Genomic DNA, 18665 nt, shown 5'->3' with positions numbered 1-18665 from the left:
GTCAGTCCTCCACATCCCAGTCGGGGGCCATGCCCTGGGCATAGCGAATATCGTCGTTAGAAACACCGGCGGCAACCATCGGCCACACCATCGCATCCTTGGAGACGCGGAAATCGATGAAGACCGGGCGGTCATTGATCGACAGCGCCCACTCAATCGCCTCGTCCACCTCTTCAGGGGTGCGCACCACGCGCGCTTCAATGCCGTAGGCGTTGGCCAGCATTGCGAAGTTGGGGATCTGGTCTCCGTCAGCGGGGTTCAGCGTCGTGTTGGAGTAGCGCTTGTCGTAGAAGAGGGACTGCCACTGGCGTACCATGCCCAGCACCGAGTTGTTAATGAGGGCGACCTTGATCGGAATATTGTTCACCGAGCAGGTGGCGAGCTCCTGGTTGGTCATCTGGAAGCAGCCGTCACCGTCGATAGCCCACACGACCGAGTCCGGCTGGCCTACCTGCGCGCCCATCGCGGCGGGCACGGCAAAGCCCATGGTGCCAAGACCCGAGGATGAGAGGAAGTGGCGGGGCTTTTCGCAGCCGATGAACTGTGCCGACCACATCTGATGCTGACCCACGCCGGTCACGTAGTAGGCGTCGGGGCCACTGAGTTCGCTCAGGCGCTGGATGACGTACTGGGGTGCAAGCATCCCGTCCTTCGGATCGGTCCAGCCCATGGGGTAGCGGTCGCGCAGGCGGTTGAGGTAGCGCCACCAGCCTGACAGGTCGGGGCGGCCGACCTTTGAGTAGGTGCCGGGGAGTTCATTGAGCAGTGCCTCAATGACCTGCTTGAGGTCGCCCACGATGGGAATGTCCGCAAAGCGGTTCTTGGAGATTTCTGCCGGGTCAATATCGACGTGAATGACGCGGGCGCGCGGCGCGAAGGAGTCGAGCTTGCCGGTCACGCGGTCGTCGAATCGGGACCCGAGGGCAATGACGAGGTCGGCGCGCTGGAGTGCGCCCACAGCGGCGACCGTGCCGTGCATGCCGGGCATGCCGAGGTTGTGCGGGTCAGAGTCGGGGAAGGCGCCACGAGCTGTGAGGGTGGTGACGACGGGCGCGTCGGTGAGTTCGACGAGGGCGGCAAGCTGTTCGGCCGCGTTGGAGCGGATGAGGCCACCGCCGACGTAGAGCACCGGAGCTTGTGCGCGAACGATCTCTTCGGCGGCGGCACGCACCTGCTTCTTGTGGGGCTTACCCGCGTAGCGGTAGCCGGGCAGGTCCATGGCGGGCGGCCAGGAGAACTGCATCTCGGCGACCTGCGCGGACTTCGTAATATCGACGAGGACGGGGCCTGGACGTCCGGTTGCGGCAATGTGGAAGGCCTCTGCCAGGCGCGAGGGAATTTCCTGCGGATCGGTGACGAGGAAGGAGTGTTTGGCCAGGGGCATGGAGGCGCCGACAATGTCGGCTTCTTGGAAGGCGTCGGTGCCGATGAGGGAGGCGCCCACCTGACCGGAGATGACGACCATGGGGATGGAGTCCATGTTTGCGTCAGCCAGGGCGGTGAGCACGTTGGTGGCGCCGGGGCCGGAGGTGACGATGGCGCAGCCGACCTTGCCTGTGGCCAGGGAGTAGCCTTCGGCGGCGTGGCCTGCGCCCTGTTCGTGCCGGATAAGAATGTGGCGAATCGAGGAGTCCATCAGCGGGTCGTAGGTCGGCAAAATGGCGCCACCTGGCATGCCAAAGACGTCGGTTACCCCGAGGGCTTCCAGGCTGGCGATGATGGCTTGAGCCCCTGTCATCGTCTGAGTCTGTGCAGTGTCTTTCACCGCTGTGTCCTCTCCTTATGGTGGTTGCTGGCTGTGTCATCGTCGCAGCCTATGAAAAAATCCCCTCCGCGACGTCGTGTGCGTGGGGATAAGGCGTGCGATCCACCCGTCAGCCGGCAGGAATCGCACGCCTGTCTACGATGAGGCGAACATTCAGAGCCGAGTGGATTTCAATCACACATCCACGTTAGGACTATCAGCCCGTATCTTGCGGCCCGTCTCACAGTACGGAACCCTCTTTTTTCTCCGATCTGCTGTTTTGGGCCGCTACCAGTTCGTTTCCTGAACTCGAGAGTCGTAGTGTTGAGGTAGCACCTAAGCTGAGTCGAATCGCGTGGAGTTAACGACAGTGTTGGCCATCTTTGAGTTCCTAGCCAATAGCCCCATCCTTACCCTTTTTATTGTCATCGGTGCGGGCATGATGATTGGGCACCTCAAGTACAGGGGTATCAGCCTTGATGCCGCTGCAGTTTTGTTCCTCGCAATCGCCCTCGCTGCCGCAGCGCAACACTACGGAGTGTCCATTAGAATCCCTCACGAGATTGGACTCCTTGGCCTGGCATTGTTCACCTTCGCTATCGGCATTAACTCGGGCCCCTCGTTCTTCCATAATCTCCGTACTGCTGTGGGGCCTATTCTGCTCATGCTGGGGGTCTACGCTTTCACCGCTATTGTCGGCGTGACGCTCGGGCGCGCGTTGGGGATGCCTCAGTCGTTGATTGCTGGCACTTTTGCTGGCGCCCTGACGAATACTCCGGCTCTTGCTGCTGCCGGTGAGGCCTCCGGCGATCTGGGAACGGCCACGGTTGGCTATTCGATCGCCTATCTTTTCGGGGTCATCGGGATGCTCGTGGCTTCTATCGCGGCACTGTCCTACGGCAAGAACGACAAAGATGCCCCTAGCCCTTTGGCGAATCGTACGATTCGGGTCCAGCGTGAGGACCATCCTCGTCTGCGTGACATTTACGACGCGATGGATCAGAAGGTGACCTTCTCGCGTTTGCGCCGCGGCGAAGAAGGACCGATTACGAGGCCGTCGCTGGCTGACACCCTGGACGCAGGGGACCTTATTTCCGTGGTGGGCCCCGCTGAAGCGGTCCAGCGCGTGGCGACCGAGTTGGGCTACCTCAGTTCGGCTTCTCTGACCACCGACCGCTCTTACTTGGACTTCCGCCGTATGACGGTGTCTAACCCTGAGGTGGCGGGCCGCCCGCTGAGTGACTTGCATCTGTCGTCGCGTTTCTCGGCCACGATCTCGCGAGTGCGCCGCGGTGACGTTGATATGTTTGCTGATCCGCACTTGGTCCTTCAGCTTGGTGACCGTGTGCGTGTCGTTGCTCCGACTTCGAAGATGCGTGAGATCACGAAGTTCTTTGGTGATTCCTCGCGTGGCTTGTCTGACCTGAACCCGATCGCGTTGGGTGTTGGAATGGCTTTGGGGATCCTCCTGGGGAGTATCCCTATCCCTATGGCTAACGGCGATACCTTCTCCATTGGTGCAGCTGCGGGCACTCTTATTGTGGGCCTTTTCTTTGGGCGTATTGGCCGTATTGGCCCGATGGTCACGGCTCTGCCTTTCACGTCCTGTCAGGTGTTGGCGAATCTGGGTCTGCTCATGTTCCTCGCTCAGGCTGGCGCTTATGCTGGCGGCCAGATTTCCGAGGCTTTCGCTTCGGGCACTTGGGTGTCGATCCTTCTGCTGGGTGGGGCGATGACGACCACAGCTGCGGTTGGTATGTATGCCCTCATGCGCTGGCTCATCAAGATGGGGGGCACGCAGCTGTCAGGCATGCTTGCTGGCATGCAGACTCAGCCCGCGATTTTGGCATTCGCCAATGGCAAGACCAATGCTGATCCGCGTGTGGCGCTGGGCTATGCGCTGGTGTATCCGGTGGCGATGATCGGCAAGATCTTGGTGGCCCATATTCTTGGGGCGTTGTAGTGTCGTGTGGCCCGGCCTGCTTGGTGCGGGTCGGGCCTTTCCCTGAGAGCCTGCGCTTTGCCTGATAGGCGGGTGATTACAGCCTGGGGAGCCTCGAAGACACCCCAGGCCGTTACCTTTTCGTGACCTTTATGTCTGTCCCTGTTAACCTGCTGGACACTTTCGTCCCCAAAGATGGATCCGCAAGTAGCACCACAGCGTGAGGGAAACTCCAAGTGAACACTACCGAGCCACTCGCTCCCACGAAAACCCTCGGCCACCGCCTCCTCGGGGCCGACTGGAAGTGGCACACATTCTTCGGCGCAATCCTTGTTGCCGCCCTTATCTGGTTTGGCGCATGGGCCTTCGGTTACGTCGAAGGCGGTGAAAACCGCATCCTGCTCCTGCTGACCGTCCTCTTTGGCGTCTTCATGGCCTTCAATATCGGCGGCAATGACGTGGCCAACTCCTTTGGCACCTCGGTGGGTGCCAAAACCCTGACGATGAAGCAGGCCCTCGTTGTCGCAGCGGTCTTTGAAGTCTCCGGCGCCGTCCTCGCAGGTTCTTCCGTTACCAAGACGGTTCGCAGCGGCATCGTTGACCTCGAATCCATTACCCTCGAGCCTCGCGACTTCGTCTACATCATGATGGCTGCCCTCCTGGGCGCAGCACTGTGGCTCCTCTTCGCCACCTGGCAGGGCCTGCCCGTCTCCACCACCCACTCCATCATTGGCGGCATTGTCGGCGCCGCAATTGCCATCGGTATCCGCACCGGAGCTGGCGGCCTTGACATGGTCCAATGGGATCAGATCGGTCAGATCGTCATGTCGTGGGTGCTTTCTCCCCTGCTGGGCGGTATCGCCGCCTACATGCTCTACAGCGCCATCAAGCAGCACATCCTGGTTTACAACGACCACGCTGACGCCAAGCTGCGCGAGATCAAGACCGAGCGCGCCATGCACCGCCAACGTCACCGCGAGCACTTTGACCGCCTGAGCGAACTGCAGCAGATCTCCTACACCAATATGATGGCCCGTGACGCTGTCACCTTGAATATGCCCGACTTCGACTACGAGGAGCTCGAATCGGACTACTACCGCGAGCTTTACCGCATCGAAGAAAAGGCCGAAGGCGTTAACGCCCACAAGGCACTGCTGACGTGGGTGCCGATGCTCGCAGGCCTTGGCTCCATGCTCATCGCTTCCATGCTGATGTTCAAGGGCCTGAAGAATCTTAACCTCACGATTGACTCCCTGGGCACCGCCCTCATCATTGCGATGATCGGTGCGGCCGTGTGGATGGCGGTCTTCATCATTGCTAAGTCCCAGCGGAAGAAGGACCTGGCAAAGTCCACCTTCACCCTTTTTGCGTGGATGCAGGTGTTCACCGCTGCCGCCTTCGCCTTCAGCCACGGCTCTAATGACATTGCCAACGCCATTGGCCCCTTCGCCGCGATCCTCGACGTGCTCCGCCACAATGCCATCCAGTCAACCTCGGTTGTTCCCCCGGCGCTGACGCTCATCTGTGGCGTGGCACTTGTGTCTGGCCTGTGGTTCATTGGTCGCAATGTCATTAAGACTGTGGGCTCGGGCCTGACCGAGATGCACCCGGCATCGGGCTTCACCGCTGAACTTGCTGCGGCGGCCGTCGTCATGGCTGCCTCCCTGGCTGGCCTGCCGGTGTCCTCTACTCACATTCTCATCGGCGCCGTCCTTGGTATCGGTATTGTCAACCGCGCCGCGAACTGGGGCCTCATGCGCCCCATCGCCCTGGCGTGGGTGATCACCCTTCCTGCTGCTGCTGGCGTCTCTGCCGCAGCTGCATTGACCCTGAAGGCCGTCTTCGGCTGATGCGCAACTGAGCTGCCGTATCCAGCTCTTTCTGGAAAAGGCTGAGGGCCGAGGAACAACGTTCCTCGGCCCTCAACTTATCGCTGCCGCAGTGTCAGTAGCGCATGGGCAGCGTTTCGAGTCGCGGCACGCCCTTTGGCGTTTCCATCAGCCATTCGCGGTCGGTGAGCATACGTGAGATCGACAGGCCCACACCGATAGCAGACACCACGAAGAACACCTCAAAGAGCGCTGCCAGGGCCTCGGTGGTGTTACCGCTCGAGAGGAAGGCAAGAGCGCGGTAGAGGGGCACACCGGGGATCATAATGACCACTGCGGGGACGGAGAGCGTCACGCGCGAGAAGCGAGTGCGCTGGGCGACCCAGATGGCGAGCAGGCCTGCAACGAGGGCGGCGACGCCTACGGCAGCCTGGTTCGGGATCGTGATTTCGTCGCGGAGCAGCAGGCGGGCCGTGTTAACGACGGCGCCAATACCTGCGGCTGCTGCGCAGACCTTTGGCGGCGAGTTGAAGAGCATGGCGAAGCCGAAGGCGGCGATGTAGCTGGTGAGGAAGCGCAGGACGTAGAGGACTGGCCCTTCGACGGGCACGACGTACTCTTGGCGCAGGGGCCATTCAAAGGCTAGCGATAGCGCCCACACGGCCACACCGGCACTGACGAGGAGCATTGAGACGTAGGTGAGGCGGGCGATGCCGCTTTGGAAGTCGTGGCGCACCAGGTCAATGATGCCTGTCACCAGGGGGAAACCGGGCACGAGGAAAAGAATGGCGGAGATGATGCCCGAGTGGTGGGTGGCAGCGACATTGAAGATGAGGTCGAGCAGTTGCAGGCCTCCGATGTAGACGAGCGCTGCTGTCAGGCCGCAGAGCATCCACACGCCGAAGTGGTTCATGCGGCGGTGCAGGAGTTGGCGGCGCACGAACTGGCCGACGAATGCGGCGATAGCGACGACACTACATTCGATGGGTCCACCGCCGTTGAGGAAGGCAAAGGCTGCACACGCAAGACCTGAGGCAAGTGCGTTCGGCAGCCAGCCGTAGAGGGGCTTGACGGTATCAATGTCGTCGAGGGCGGCGTCCACGTCTTCGACGACGGCGCGGGTGCCGCGCAGGGATTCGACGTAGTTGACGAGGCGGTCGATGCGGTCTGCGTTAATGCCGAGGACGCGATTTTCTGCGAGTTCGGTGCGGAAGGTGCCGTTGGCGTAGGCGGTTGTGAGGATCTCGCTGTAGGTGACTTGTGCGCGGTGCTCCTGGATGCCAACGGCGCGGGCGAGTTGTGCCATGGAGTACTTGACGCGGAAGGCGCTCGCGCCTGAGGACAGGAGCATCTGTCCGAGGCGCAAAACCACGCGGCTTTGGTGGGCGAGGCGGTCGTGTGCCTGCACACGCTGCATGGTCATGGATGCGTCTTCTTCTGCGGAAAAAGAGTGATGCATCGGTTCTTGTGCGTTCATGCCCACTAGTTTTTCACGGCACCCACCGTATCCTGGGGGTGTTTTGTCCTAGCGTCGGCGTGACGGAGATTAAATTTTTCGGCCTCCTCATCAATGCTGTGAAGAAACACTACGAGGAGGTGCGCGTACGTGTTTGAGGGCCCTCGGGGAGCGGTGCTTCCTGAGGGCCCTCATTTTGTGGTTGTGTTGCGGCGGTGTCCTACTCTCCCACACCCCCTCGGGTGCAGTACCATCGGCGCTGTGGGGCTTAGCTTCCGGGTTCGGGATGGGTCCGGGCGTTTCCCCCACGCTATTGCCGCCGCAAAAGGGTCGACCAGTATTGTGTTGTTTTGTGTACGCCCCCCGGTCTTTGTTTTGGTGGGGGGTGTGGGTTGGTCGTGAACCTGTATGGTGGTTGTGAGCGTGTTTTGCTTGCGCGTGTGTGTGCCGAGCGGTGTGCTTGGCGGTGTGTGTTTAGTGTTGGCCCATTAGTACCAGTCAGCTCGAGAGCACCTTGCGGTGTGTCCACTTATGGCCTATCATCCCGGTAGTCTGCCGGGGGCCTACAACACCCCTTTGGGGTGTATGGAAACCTCATCTTGAAGCAAGTTTCCCGCTTAGATGCTTTCAGCGGTTATCTTTTCCGAACGTAGCCAACCAGCCATGCACCTGGCGGTACAACTGGCACACCAGAGGTTCGTCCATCCCGGTCCTCTCGTACTAGGGACGGCCCTTCTCAAGTTTCCTGCGCGCACAGAGGATAGGGACCGAACTGTCTCACGACGTTCTAAACCCAGCTCGCGTACCGCTTTAATGGGCGAACAGCCCAACCCTTGGGACCAACTCCAGCCCCAGGATGCGACGAGCCGACATCGAGGTGCCAAACCATGCCGTCGATATGGACTCTTGGGCAAGATCAGCCTGTTATCCCCGGGGTACCTTTTATCCGTTGAGCGACCACGCACCCACGTGCCATGGCCGGATCACTAGTTCCTGCTTTCGCACCTGCTCGACCCGTCGGTCTCACAGTCAAGCTCCCTTGTGCACTTGCACTCGCCACCTGATTACCAACCAGGCTGAGGGAACCTTTGAGCGCCTCCGTTACATTTTAGGAGGCAACCGCCCCAGTTAAACTACCCACCAGGCACTGTCCCCAACCCGGATCACGGGCCGAGGTTAGATGCACACTTGCACCAGAATGGTATTTCAACGACGACTCCACCCAAGCTGGCGCCCAGGCTTCACAGTCTCCCACCTATCCTACACAAGCACAAGCGAACACCAATACCAAGCTATAGTAAAGGTCCCGGGGTCTTTCCGTCCTTCTGCGCGAAACGAGCATCTTTACTCGTAGTGCAATTTCGCCGAGTTCACGGTCGAGACAGCGGAGAAGTCGTTACGCCATTCGTGCAGGTCGGAACTTACCCGACAAGGAATTTCGCTACCTTAGGATGGTTATAGTTACCACCGCCGTTTACTGGGGCTTAAATTCAAACCTTCACACGCCAATAGACGCGTTGAGTCTTCCTCTTAACCTTCCAGCACCGGGCAGGCGTCAGTGCGTATACATCGTCTTGCGACTTCGCACGCACCTGTGTTTTTAGTAAACAGTCGCTTCTCCCTCTTCTCTGCGACCCCCCACCGCACCCAGCACGCCAAGGGCGCTGGCACCGCAGGGGGTCCCCCTTCTCCCTAAGTTACGGGGGAATTTTGCCGAGTTCCTTGACCATGATTCACTCGAACGCCTCGGTATACTCTACCTGACCACCTGAGTCGGTTTAGGGTACGGGCGCCTTCCACCCTCACGTCGAGGCTTTTCTTGGCAGTACAGGATCACCATCAGCCACCCCAAACGGGCAGCCCCATCAGTTCTCACCCTTATATGTTTCCCGGATTTGCCTAGGAAACGGGCCACGACCTTAGACACACAAATTTCCACCAGTGTGCGACAGCTACCTCTCTGCGTCACCCCTGTTAACACGCTAACCTACTACCCTCAAGGTCCCACGGCCCCTCCACCACCCACACCCGAAGGTGAGAGCGGTATCTGGGCAAAGTGGTTAGTACAAGAGATTCAGCTTTGGCGGTTGAAAGGCGGTACCAGAATATCAACTGGTTGTCCATCGACTACGCCTGTCGGCCTCGCCTTAGGACCCGACTAACCCAGGGCGGATAAACCTAGCCCTGGAACCCTTAGTCAATCGGCGCTAGGGATTCTCACCCTAGATTCGCTACTCATGCCTGCATTCTCACTCCCACACAATCCACCAGAGGTCACCCCCAGGCTTCACCTCGTGCAGGACGCTCCCCTACCCACTCACACCCCAACATCCGGTTCCCGGCGCTAGGAATAACGCGTGAGTGCCACAGCTTCGGCGGTACGCTTGAGCCCCGCTACATTGTCGGCGCAAAACCACTTGACCAGTGAGCTATTACGCACTCTTTCAAGGATGGCTGCTTCTAAGCCAACCTCCTGGTTGTCAACGCGATTCCACATCCTTTCCCACTTAGCGTACGCTTAGGGGCCTTAGCTGATGATCTGGGCTGTTTCCCTCTCGACAACGAAGCTTATCCCCCGCTGTCTCACTGCCATGCTCACACCTACTGGCATTCGGAGTTTGGCTGACGTCAGTAACCCACAGGGCCCATCGACCATCCAGTAGCTCTACCTCCAGCAGGAAGCACACAACGCTGCACCTAAATGCATTTCGGGGAGAACCAGCTATCACGGAGTTTGATTGGCCTTTCACCCCTACCCACAGCTCATCCCCCAGGTTTTCAACCCTGGTGGGTTCGGTCCTCCACAAAGTCTTACCCTTGCTTCAACCTGGCCATGGGTAGATCACCCCGCTTCGGGTCCAGAACACGCGACAAACGCCCTCTTTCAGACTCGCTTTCGCTACGCATACCCCACACGGGTTAAGCACGCCACGTGCCACTGACTCGCAGGCTCATTCTTCAAAAGGCACGCCATCACCCCACAAGGCTCTGACGGCTTAAAGGCACACGGTTTCAGGTACTATTTCACTCCCCTCCCGGGGTACTTTTCACCATTCCCTCACGGTACTATGCACTATCGGTCACCAAGTAGTATTTAGGCTTACCAGGTGGTCCTGGCAGATTCACACCAGATTTCACGAGTCCGGCGCTACTCGGGCACACAACCCACACAGCATGCGGCGCATACAGCTACACGACTCTCACGCACTACGGTCAGCCATCCCAGACTATTCACCTCACGCCACACACACATGCCACTCCCCGGCAGAGGAGAAACGATCATGCCCCACAACACCCCATGCGCAACGCCTGCCGGCTCTCACACACACAAGGTTTAGCCTCCTCCGCTTTCGCTCGCCACTACTCACGGAATATCTTCTCCTACGGGTACTGAGATGTTTCACTTCCCCGCGTTCCCCCCACCACCCTATGAATTCAGATGATGGTAACCACACACAACTGCAGCTAGGTTCCCCCATTCGGAAATCCTCGGATCAAACGCTCGTTCGCCAACTCCCCGAGGCATATCGCAGGCCACAACGTCCTTCATCAGCTCTTGGTGCCAAGGCATCCACCGAATGCCCACAAAAACTAAACAACAAAATCACACAGAACAAGAAAACAAAAGATGCTCACAACCACTATACAGTTCACAAACAACCCACCCACCACACAACCACCCCACCACACACAGCAGCACAAGCAGTCACATGGAGGCACAACGCCCACCACCACAGGTGTTGAACGTGAACCCGACAGCATGCCCCAACACCACCACCACACAACAAGTGCAGCGCCAAAAATTGAAATCTCTATGCCCAGCCCCAAAACACGCAAACACCCCCACCAACACCACGTTGATAGAACACAGCGTTTGCCATCCCCCACCACACCCACACCCCAACAGGGCGCAACGCGTGACACGAGCCAAAAAACGGGACTCCCTAGAAAGGAGGTGATCCAGCCGCACCTTCCGGTACGGCTACCTTGTTACGACTTCGTCCCAATCGCCAATCCCACCTTCGACCACTCCCCCCGCACAAGCGGTTAGGCCATGGGCTTCGGGTGTTACCAACTTTCGTGACGTGACGGGCGGTGTGTACAAGGCCCGAGAACGTATTCACCGCAGCGTTGCTGATCTGCGATTACTAGCGACTCCACCTTCATGGGGTCGAGTTGCAGACCCCAATCCGAACTGAGACCGGCTTTAAGGGATTCGCTCCGCCTCACAGCATCGCAACCCTCTGTACCAGCCATTGTAGCATGCGTGAAGCCCAAGACATAAGGGGCATGATGATTTGACGTCATCCCCACCTTCCTCCGAGTTAACCCCGGCAGTCCCCCACGAGTCCCCACCATCACGTGCTGGCAACATAGGGCAAGGGTTGCGCTCGTTGCGGGACTTAACCCAACATCTCACGACACGAGCTGACGACAACCATGCACCACCTGCACACCACCCCGAAGGCCACCACATCTCTGCAGTGTCGCGGTGCATGTCAAGCCTTGGTAAGGTTCTTCGCGTTGCATCGAATTAATCCGCATGCTCCGCCGCTTGTGCGGGCCCCCGTCAATTCCTTTGAGTTTTAGCCTTGCGGCCGTACTCCCCAGGCGGGGCACTTAAAGCGTTAGCTACGGCGCAGAAACCAAGGGCGGCCCCCACACCTAGTGCCCAACGTTTACAGCGTGGACTACCAGGGTATCTAATCCTGTTCGCTCCCCACGCTTTCGCTCCTCAGCGTCAGTAACGGCCCAGAGACCCGCCTTCGCCACCGGTGTTCCTCCTGATATCTGCGCATTCCACCGCTACACCAGGAATTCCAGTCTCCCCTACCGCACTCAAGCCAGCCCGTACCCACCGCAAGCCCGGAGTTAAGCCCCGGGTTTTCACGGCAGACGCGACAAGCCGCCTACAAGCCCTTTACGCCCAATAATTCCGGACAACGCTCGCGCCCTACGTATTACCGCGGCTGCTGGCACGTAGTTAGCCGGCGCTTCTTTACCCACTACCCTCAACCCAACCCAAAGCTGGGCCTTGACCATGAGCGAAAGAGGTTTACAACCCGAAGGCCCTCATCCCTCACGCGGCGTCGCTGCATCAGGCTTTCGCCCATTGTGCAAAATTCCCCACTGCTGCCTCCCGTAGGAGTCTGGGCCGTATCTCAGTCCCAATGTGACCGGTCACCCTCTCAGGCCGGTTACCCGTCAAAGCCTTGGTAGGCCATCCCCCCACCAACAAGCTGATAGGCCGCGAGCCCATCCCCCACCAGAAAAAACCTTTCCACCACCCGCCATGCGACAAGCAGTAAATACCCGGTATTAGCATCCGTTTCCGAACGTTATCCCGAAGAAGGGGGCAGGTTACTCACGTGTTACTCACCCGTTCGCCACTAACCAACCCAAACGCAAAGCGCCCAAGCGGTCCGTTCGACTTGCATGTGTTAAGCACGCCGCCAGCGTTCGTCCTGAGCCAGGATCAAACTCTCCGAACAAAAACAAAAAACTGTTAAAGCCCAGAAAACCACAACCACCAACAGCAGCCATGGCAATCCCAACAAATAACAAACTCAAAAACAAAAAACAGGCATAAAAACAACAAAAAATGTCAAGACACACTATCGAGTTCACAAACAACACCCACACACAACAACCACCCAGACACACACGCATCCAAGCAAATCACTGAGGTGAACATTCGCGCCACACCCCACGGAAAACCACTCTCGCGTCCCCGCACCGTCCGGCGCAACGAAGAAAACATTACCCACCCCCCAACCCCAACGTCAAATCAATCGACTATGACGCCAAACACAGGTCCACCTTTCGGCCACATTCCGGGCTTCTTCCAAACACTTCACCCCCGCTACGCGCGGCGCAGCGGGGGTGAAAAGCAGGTGTTTTCCCATGTCGAGCCCATTTTTGTGTGCAGGACCACGAAAACCAGGGCGATGCGACACCTCAGCTCAAGACAGCACCCAAATGTTCCTGCACAGGGATATCAATCGTCGGCAGGTCGCGCACCGCCCGACGCACCGCCTTCGACACCGCCAAAGGCACGCGCTCATCAAAGACACCCGGAATGATGTAGTTCGGGCCAAGCTCATCCTCATCAATAACGGATGCGATAGCCACTGCGGCAACCCGGAGGACCTCAGTAGTAATCTCCTTGACCTTCGCATCCAGCAGACCGCGGAACAGACCGGGGAAAGCCAACACATTATTGATCTGGTTCGCATAATCTGAACGCCCAGTAGCGACAATCGCCGCATGCTGTGCGGCAGCCAGCGGATCAACCTCAGGAGTGGGGTTGGCCAAAGCAAAGACGATCGCATCATCGACCATCGCCGAGACGTCCTCGCCAGTCAAAATATCGCCCTGCGACACACCAATAAAGACATCGGCATCACGCAAGCCCTCCTTCAGGCTGCCCTTGACGCGACGAGGATTCGTATTTTCCGCCAGCCAACGGCGCGAAGGATGCATGCCCTCAACCTCGTCAGCGTTCAAAGCGCCGCTCCGCCCATAACCGACGATGTCACGCGCGCCCTGAGCCATCAGCAAACGAATAATGGCCGAGCCGGCAGCGCCAACACCCGACACCACAATGCGCACGTCCTCAATTCTCTTATTCACCAGCTTGAGGGCGTTGAGCAAGGCCGCGAGCACCACAATGGCCGTGCCGTGCTGGTCATCGTGGAAGACAGGAATATCCAGCTCGGCTCGCAGGCGCTCCTCAATCTCGAAGCAGCGCGGCGCAGAAATGTCCTCCAGATTAATGCCGCCATAGGCAGGGGCAATAGCCTTCACGATAGAGATGATCTCTTCCGTGTCCGTCGTATCCAGAACCACCGGCCAGGCATCAACGCCGCCGAACTCCTTAAAGAGAACCGCCTTTCCTTCCATCACCGGAAGAGCGGCCTCAGGGCCGATATCCCCCAAGCCCAGCACCGCCGTGCCATCAGAAACGACGGCCACCGTGTTGGCCTTCATCGTCAGCAGATGGGCCTTTTGCGGCATGTCATGGATCGCGGTACACACACGTGCAACACCGGGCGTGTAGGCGCGGGACAGATCATCGCGGTTACGCAGCGGCACCTTCGAGGTGACCTCGATCTTGCCGCCGATGTGGGACAGGAAGGTCTGGTCGGCAACGGAGGACACCGTAATGCCCTCAATCGACGACAGGGAAGCCTCCACCTCGCGCCGATGCGCTGAATCACGCATATCGCAGGTCAAGTCCACAACAATCAAACCCCGATCAGAGTCGGCAACATCCAGGCCCTTCACCTCTGCGCCAGTTTTCCCGACCGCACCCACCAGGTCCGCTAGTGAGGCGAGTGATTCATCAATCTGTAAACGATAGGACGCGGTATAGGACGGTGAGGTGCGCATGCTGTTCCTCCAGCAGTATGACGAGAAATGCGGCCTTTTCAGCCGCTAAATACTCTACTCCTCCCGCGCTCAAGGGAACACCTGTACGCGGAGCAATTCTGGACCTTCAACGGGGGGCCAAAATGACCTGGAGGAAATCCCGACAGCTTATCGCTCATGCGATATCCGCATTCGTCCCCTAAGTAGACAGTGAATACATACCTTGATGTCTACGACCGGCACTGTCTCGTGCTAGCGGCGCGCCAGCGGGGACACCCTCAAAAAGAACTGGACAGCGAGCGCGTGCGTTTTTGCTATCCAGAAACGCCCCTGACATTCACAGCTATCTTTGGCACCACAGCCTCTAGGGTGTCTACGGATCGAAACCGCAACGCAGCGAGGAAGTCTTAGGCAGACGCGACGTCAAGTATTCCGCCAATGTCGTCACTGTGTCCGCCCACGCACCGATTGGGGGCACCTACCCCAAGCAGAAGCAGGCGACAATCGTCAGGCGATCGTCAGTAAATGATTGCGTTTGCCTGTATCCTGCGCTAGATTTGTCGTAACACCGACGAAGGGAGAGACGATGAACGTCACGCCAGCACCCGTCCTTACCGTCAAGCTGTTTCTTTCTTGGTACTCCGGTGACAGGGAGTTGAAGGAGGACCTCGTCAATCGCCTTCGGGTTCGCCTCAAGATCGAGAAGGGAGTCAACTTCGAGTGGTGGGATGACTCGGAGTTGAGCCTTGGGGAGAACTGGAGGGCACAGCTTCGCGCCCACGTCGCAGAGGCCGACTACGTGCTGCAGTTCCTCTCCCCCGGTTTCCTCGCCAGCGAGATCATCGAAGAAATCGAACTTCAGAAAGAGGACGGTTCGGAGCTCAAGTTCCTGCCGGTTCAGCTGGTTTACGTCGACCCGCAGGACAAGAACATCGACTGGAAGGGCCTCAACGAGTTGCAGCAGTTCTTCTCCTCCGGCCGCAGCTACGAGCAGACGCCCACCAACGAGCGCAACGCCTTTGTAGACGCGCTCGTCCGCAAGATTCGCGCCCGCGTCCTCACCACCGACGGCACCACCAACTGGAGCAAGGCATGAGCACCCAACTAACGCCCGCCGGGGTCAAGCGCTCCCTTCCCAAACTGCGCGACTACCTCAGCCCGATTCTCTATCGCCGGGTGGAGGCCATCGCCGACCAGTTGCAGGACGACGGCCTGATTCGCATCGACGATGCGATCGCCGCCACCGCGACCGCTGACAGCCCTCCGTTGAAGGGATCAGCATTCCGGGAGTTCCGGTCCACCGTCGGGAAGGCAGCCACCGAGGCCGGCATTCGGTTCTCTCTGGAGGCCGACAGGCGCAAGAGTGAGTGGGCCTACTTTGAGGGCGACGACCCTCTGACAACCGAACTCGCAGCGCGCTCGGATAAGGAGGCCCGCGCAGGCCTGCCCAAGGACGTTGTCGAAGCGGATGCCCAAGTGCCCGGCCCGATTCGCGTCTATTTCAGCGCGGCACTCCATGAGCTGTCCCAGCCAGACTCCCCAGCGTCCGACTTGATGGCGCGGGTAAAGACTGAGTTGCGTCTCACCGAGGACAATCCGGGCTTTGAGTTCGCTTCATCTTCTGACGCTCTGCTGGGCGCAAACCGCAACGAGCATCTCGAGAGCGCATGCAGCCGCGCGGACGTGATCATCGTCCTGCTTTCACCGGAGTACTTGCTGCCGAAAAACCCGGAACCGGAGATCGTCTACCAGTGGGGTAGACCAGTCGTGATCGTCAGTCTCCGTTCCGTCTCAGCCACTGCAAGAACGCGAGGACTCGAGCGCTCGCACGTTCTGTGGGACAGGGACCCCTGGGAGGAGAAGGACAACACGCAACGAAGCCATTCGATTGGCGACCTGCTGGCCGCCGTCCAGAAGGCGCTGTCCCGGGAGAAGCCCCCGGCTCCATATCTCTCATGCACCGACCTGCTGGGACAGCATGCGCGCAGGACTGCTAAGGCTCTTGGCGCAAAGGAATCGCAGGTTCCGTTGCACGCCTCCACGGGACGGTTCGACAACACGGACCCTGAAGGAAACTACGACGCCGAGCACCGGCTCACAAAGAATCCGACAGAGGGCACCAGGGAGGGCTATACGCCTCGCCACGTCCAGGCGGTACCAACCCTGCTGGAGTGGTCAAAGAACCGCGCTGAGAGCTCACCACGCTTCGCCGCACTGCTCGGCAACGTGGGCATGGGCAAGTCCACCGCGCTTAAGCAGCTAACCCTGCAGCTCCTGGACGCACGCGAGCAGGACGCGTCGCTCCCCCTCCCCGTCCTTTTCGACCTGCGGGAGCTGAACGGCCGGAGCGTCGACGACATGGGCCCGAGCGAGTTGCTTGACGCGCTCATGAAGCGAACCCATGTCAGGGGTGGAACTGCGTCTGGCGATGAAGTCTTGGAGGTGGCGGCCCAGGGGAACTGCGTCCTGCTTTTCGACGGCCTAGACGAGGCGCTGGTGCACCTGACCGAGCAGCAGGGGCAGCGGCTGATCCAGCGCCTGTGGCAGATCGCGGGCGACAACCCGACCACCAAGTTAGCGATCTCCTGCCGCACCCACTACTTCCGTACCCTCCGCGACGAGGTCTCCACCTTTCTCAGCCAGGGACGCGAGAGCGTGAACGAAGAGGACTACCTGGTCCTCCACATGCTGCCGTTCACCCAGGAGCAGGTGAGGGAGTACATCGCGAGCAACGTCGGTGCAGGCCGGGTTGACTCGATCATGGCCATGATCCGCTCGGTCTATAACCTCACTGAGCTCTCTACCCAGCCGATGCTGCTGCGGATGATCACGACGGCACTCGAGCCGCTGCAGCAGCGCGCCCTGCGGGGAGAAACAATGCGTTCCGTCGACCTGTATGAGTCATTCGTGGCACAGTGGCTTAAACGCGACGACGGCAAGCACGAACTGCTTCCCGACCACAAGTTGTTGCTGATGGAGGATCTTGCGGCACAGCTCTGGCGCGGCGGGCGCCGCACCTGGAAGGTGCAGGACCTCGAAAACTGGATGCTCCGGTTCATGCGGAAGCACCCGGACATGGAACTCCACTACGAGAGGTGGCTCCCCGGCTTGTGGAAGGACGACCTGCGCACCGCAACCTTCGTGACCCGCAGCGGCGACGACTATGGGTTCGCGCACACGTCCCTGCTCGAGTATTTCCTGGCCAAGCACCTCCTGCGCCTGCTCGAAGCGGGAGCCGACGCCGCCCAGGCGGACTGGGCCGACCTTGCCCCCAGCCCCGAGGCGCAGCGCTTCCTTATCGAGGCCCTGCTCGGGCTGCGCGAGGACGAACTGTCTACCTGCCTGACGACGCTCGCCGAACTGGGGCGCAGGCAAGAAACCGGCGTCCGCGTCCTCAACTTTGCCGCAGCAGCCCTCAAGCTCGGTCTGCGGATTTCCGACTTGCGAGGTCTCAACGCACGAGTCGCGAGGCTGGACGGCTTCCGCCTGCAGGCATCAACCCAACTGGACCTTTCTGGCGCTCGCCTCGACGGCGCCTCGTTCCGCCACGCTCGCTTTCAGGGCCTGCTGCTCGACAGCGCGAGCTTCGCGGCCTGCGACCTGACCGCCGCTTCCTTCGTCGGCTGCGAGATGACGAACACCTCGTTCGACGAATCGACGCTTGCGGGCGCGACCTTCAGGAACTCGGCACTTCTAGCGTGCTCCACAGACACGGCCGACTGCTACCAAACCGACCTGATCGACTGTAGGGCGGTACCGGGCCTTCCCCTTGGGGCGCGAAGCGCTCCCAACCTCCAGCTCGGCTTTCCTTCCCCCTCCACCCTCACCGGCCATACCAGCCCGGTGCGCTTTGGTGCCTACAGCCCCGACGGCACCACCATCCTCACCACCAGCGAAGATGCCACCGCCCGCATCTGGGACACCACAACCGGCCAAACCATCCACACCCTCACCGGCCACACCAACTGGGTGGTATCTGGCGCCTACAGCCCCGACGGCACCACCATCCTCACCACCAGCCGCGACAAGACCGCCCGCATCTGGGACACCACAACCGGCCAAACCATCCACACCCTCACCGGCCACACCAGGACGTTGGTATCCGGCGCCTACAGCCCCGACGGCACCACCATCCTCACCACCAGCTACGACAAGACCGCCCGCATCTGGGACACCACAACCGGCCAAACCATCCACACCCTCACCGGCCACACCAGCCCGGTGACCTCCGGTGCCTACAGCCCCGACGGCACCACCATCCTCACCACCAGCGAAGATGCCACCGCCCGCATCTGGGACACCACAACCGGCCAAACCATCCAC

Annotated in this window: 7 protein-coding genes and 3 rRNA genes; 4 read left to right on the top strand and 6 right to left on the bottom strand. The window is 59.8% G+C overall.

Going from position 1 to position 18665, the window contains the following annotated elements; translation table 11 throughout:
• Position 1 precedes the first annotated feature (1 nt).
• Entirely contained in the window at positions 2-1765 is a 1764-nt protein-coding gene (locus tag HWX48_RS00050) for an acetolactate synthase large subunit (protein WP_175953438.1), read from the bottom strand.
• A gap of 349 nt (positions 1766-2114) precedes the next feature.
• Here HWX48_RS00050 and HWX48_RS00045 point away from each other — a divergent pair, with 349 nt between their 5' ends.
• On the top strand, positions 2115-3707 hold the full coding sequence (locus HWX48_RS00045) for an aspartate:alanine exchanger family transporter (protein ID WP_175953734.1): 1593 nt from the start codon (positions 2115-2117) through the stop codon (positions 3705-3707).
• Positions 3708-3922: 215 nt separating this feature from the next.
• A complete protein-coding gene (locus HWX48_RS00040) occupies positions 3923-5536 on the top strand; it encodes an inorganic phosphate transporter (protein ID WP_175953436.1) in 1614 nt (537 codons plus the stop codon).
• A gap of 94 nt (positions 5537-5630) precedes the next feature.
• On the opposite strand, the gene HWX48_RS00035 is transcribed toward HWX48_RS00040, so the two are convergent.
• The 5 genes from HWX48_RS00035 to HWX48_RS00015 all read right to left on the bottom strand — a co-directional run bounded on the left by HWX48_RS00035 (position 5631) and on the right by HWX48_RS00015 (position 14363).
• Complete coding sequence (locus tag HWX48_RS00035) at positions 5631-6923, bottom strand: threonine/serine exporter ThrE family protein (RefSeq protein WP_175953732.1); 1293 nt, start codon at positions 6921-6923, stop codon at positions 5631-5633.
• A gap of 255 nt (positions 6924-7178) precedes the next feature.
• A 5S ribosomal RNA gene (gene rrf, locus HWX48_RS00030) occupies positions 7179-7295 on the bottom strand.
• A 145-nt stretch (positions 7296-7440) separates the two neighbouring features.
• Positions 7441-10569, bottom strand: a 23S ribosomal RNA gene (locus tag HWX48_RS00025).
• A gap of 350 nt (positions 10570-10919) precedes the next feature.
• Positions 10920-12463: ribosomal RNA gene (locus tag HWX48_RS00020) — 16S ribosomal RNA — on the bottom strand.
• The 16S, 23S and 5S rRNA genes sit together here, the layout of an rRNA operon.
• Before the next feature lie 466 nt (positions 12464-12929).
• Positions 12930-14363, bottom strand: coding sequence for an NAD-dependent malic enzyme (locus HWX48_RS00015; RefSeq protein WP_175953434.1), 1434 nt, complete (start codon positions 14361-14363; stop codon positions 12930-12932).
• Positions 14364-14928: 565 nt separating this feature from the next.
• Between HWX48_RS00015 and HWX48_RS00010 the strand changes: the two genes are divergently transcribed.
• Positions 14929-15438, top strand: a complete 510-nt coding sequence (locus tag HWX48_RS00010; RefSeq protein ID WP_175953432.1) for a toll/interleukin-1 receptor domain-containing protein — start codon at positions 14929-14931, stop codon at positions 15436-15438.
• Positions 15435-18665: NACHT domain-containing protein (locus HWX48_RS00005; RefSeq protein WP_175953430.1), on the top strand; the 3231-nt coding region annotated here is incomplete at its 3' end. The genes HWX48_RS00010 and HWX48_RS00005, both read left to right, overlap by 4 nt.

Source organism: Schaalia sp. Marseille-Q2122 (genome assembly GCF_903645355.1).
Classification (GTDB): domain Bacteria; phylum Actinomycetota; class Actinomycetes; order Actinomycetales; family Actinomycetaceae; genus Pauljensenia.
Note: the sequence above shows the minus strand (reverse complement) of the source record. Positions and strands in the feature narration are given on the sequence as shown.

Bases quoted from the DNA above. Each gene is read 5' to 3' on its own strand.
- HWX48_RS00015 (WP_175953434.1), bottom strand. From the start codon at position 14,363: ATGCGCACCTCACCGTCCTATACCGCGTCCTATCGTTTACAGATTGAT.
- HWX48_RS00010 (WP_175953432.1), top strand. From the start codon at position 14,929: ATGAACGTCACGCCAGCACCCGTCCTTACCGTCAAGCTGTTTCTTTCT.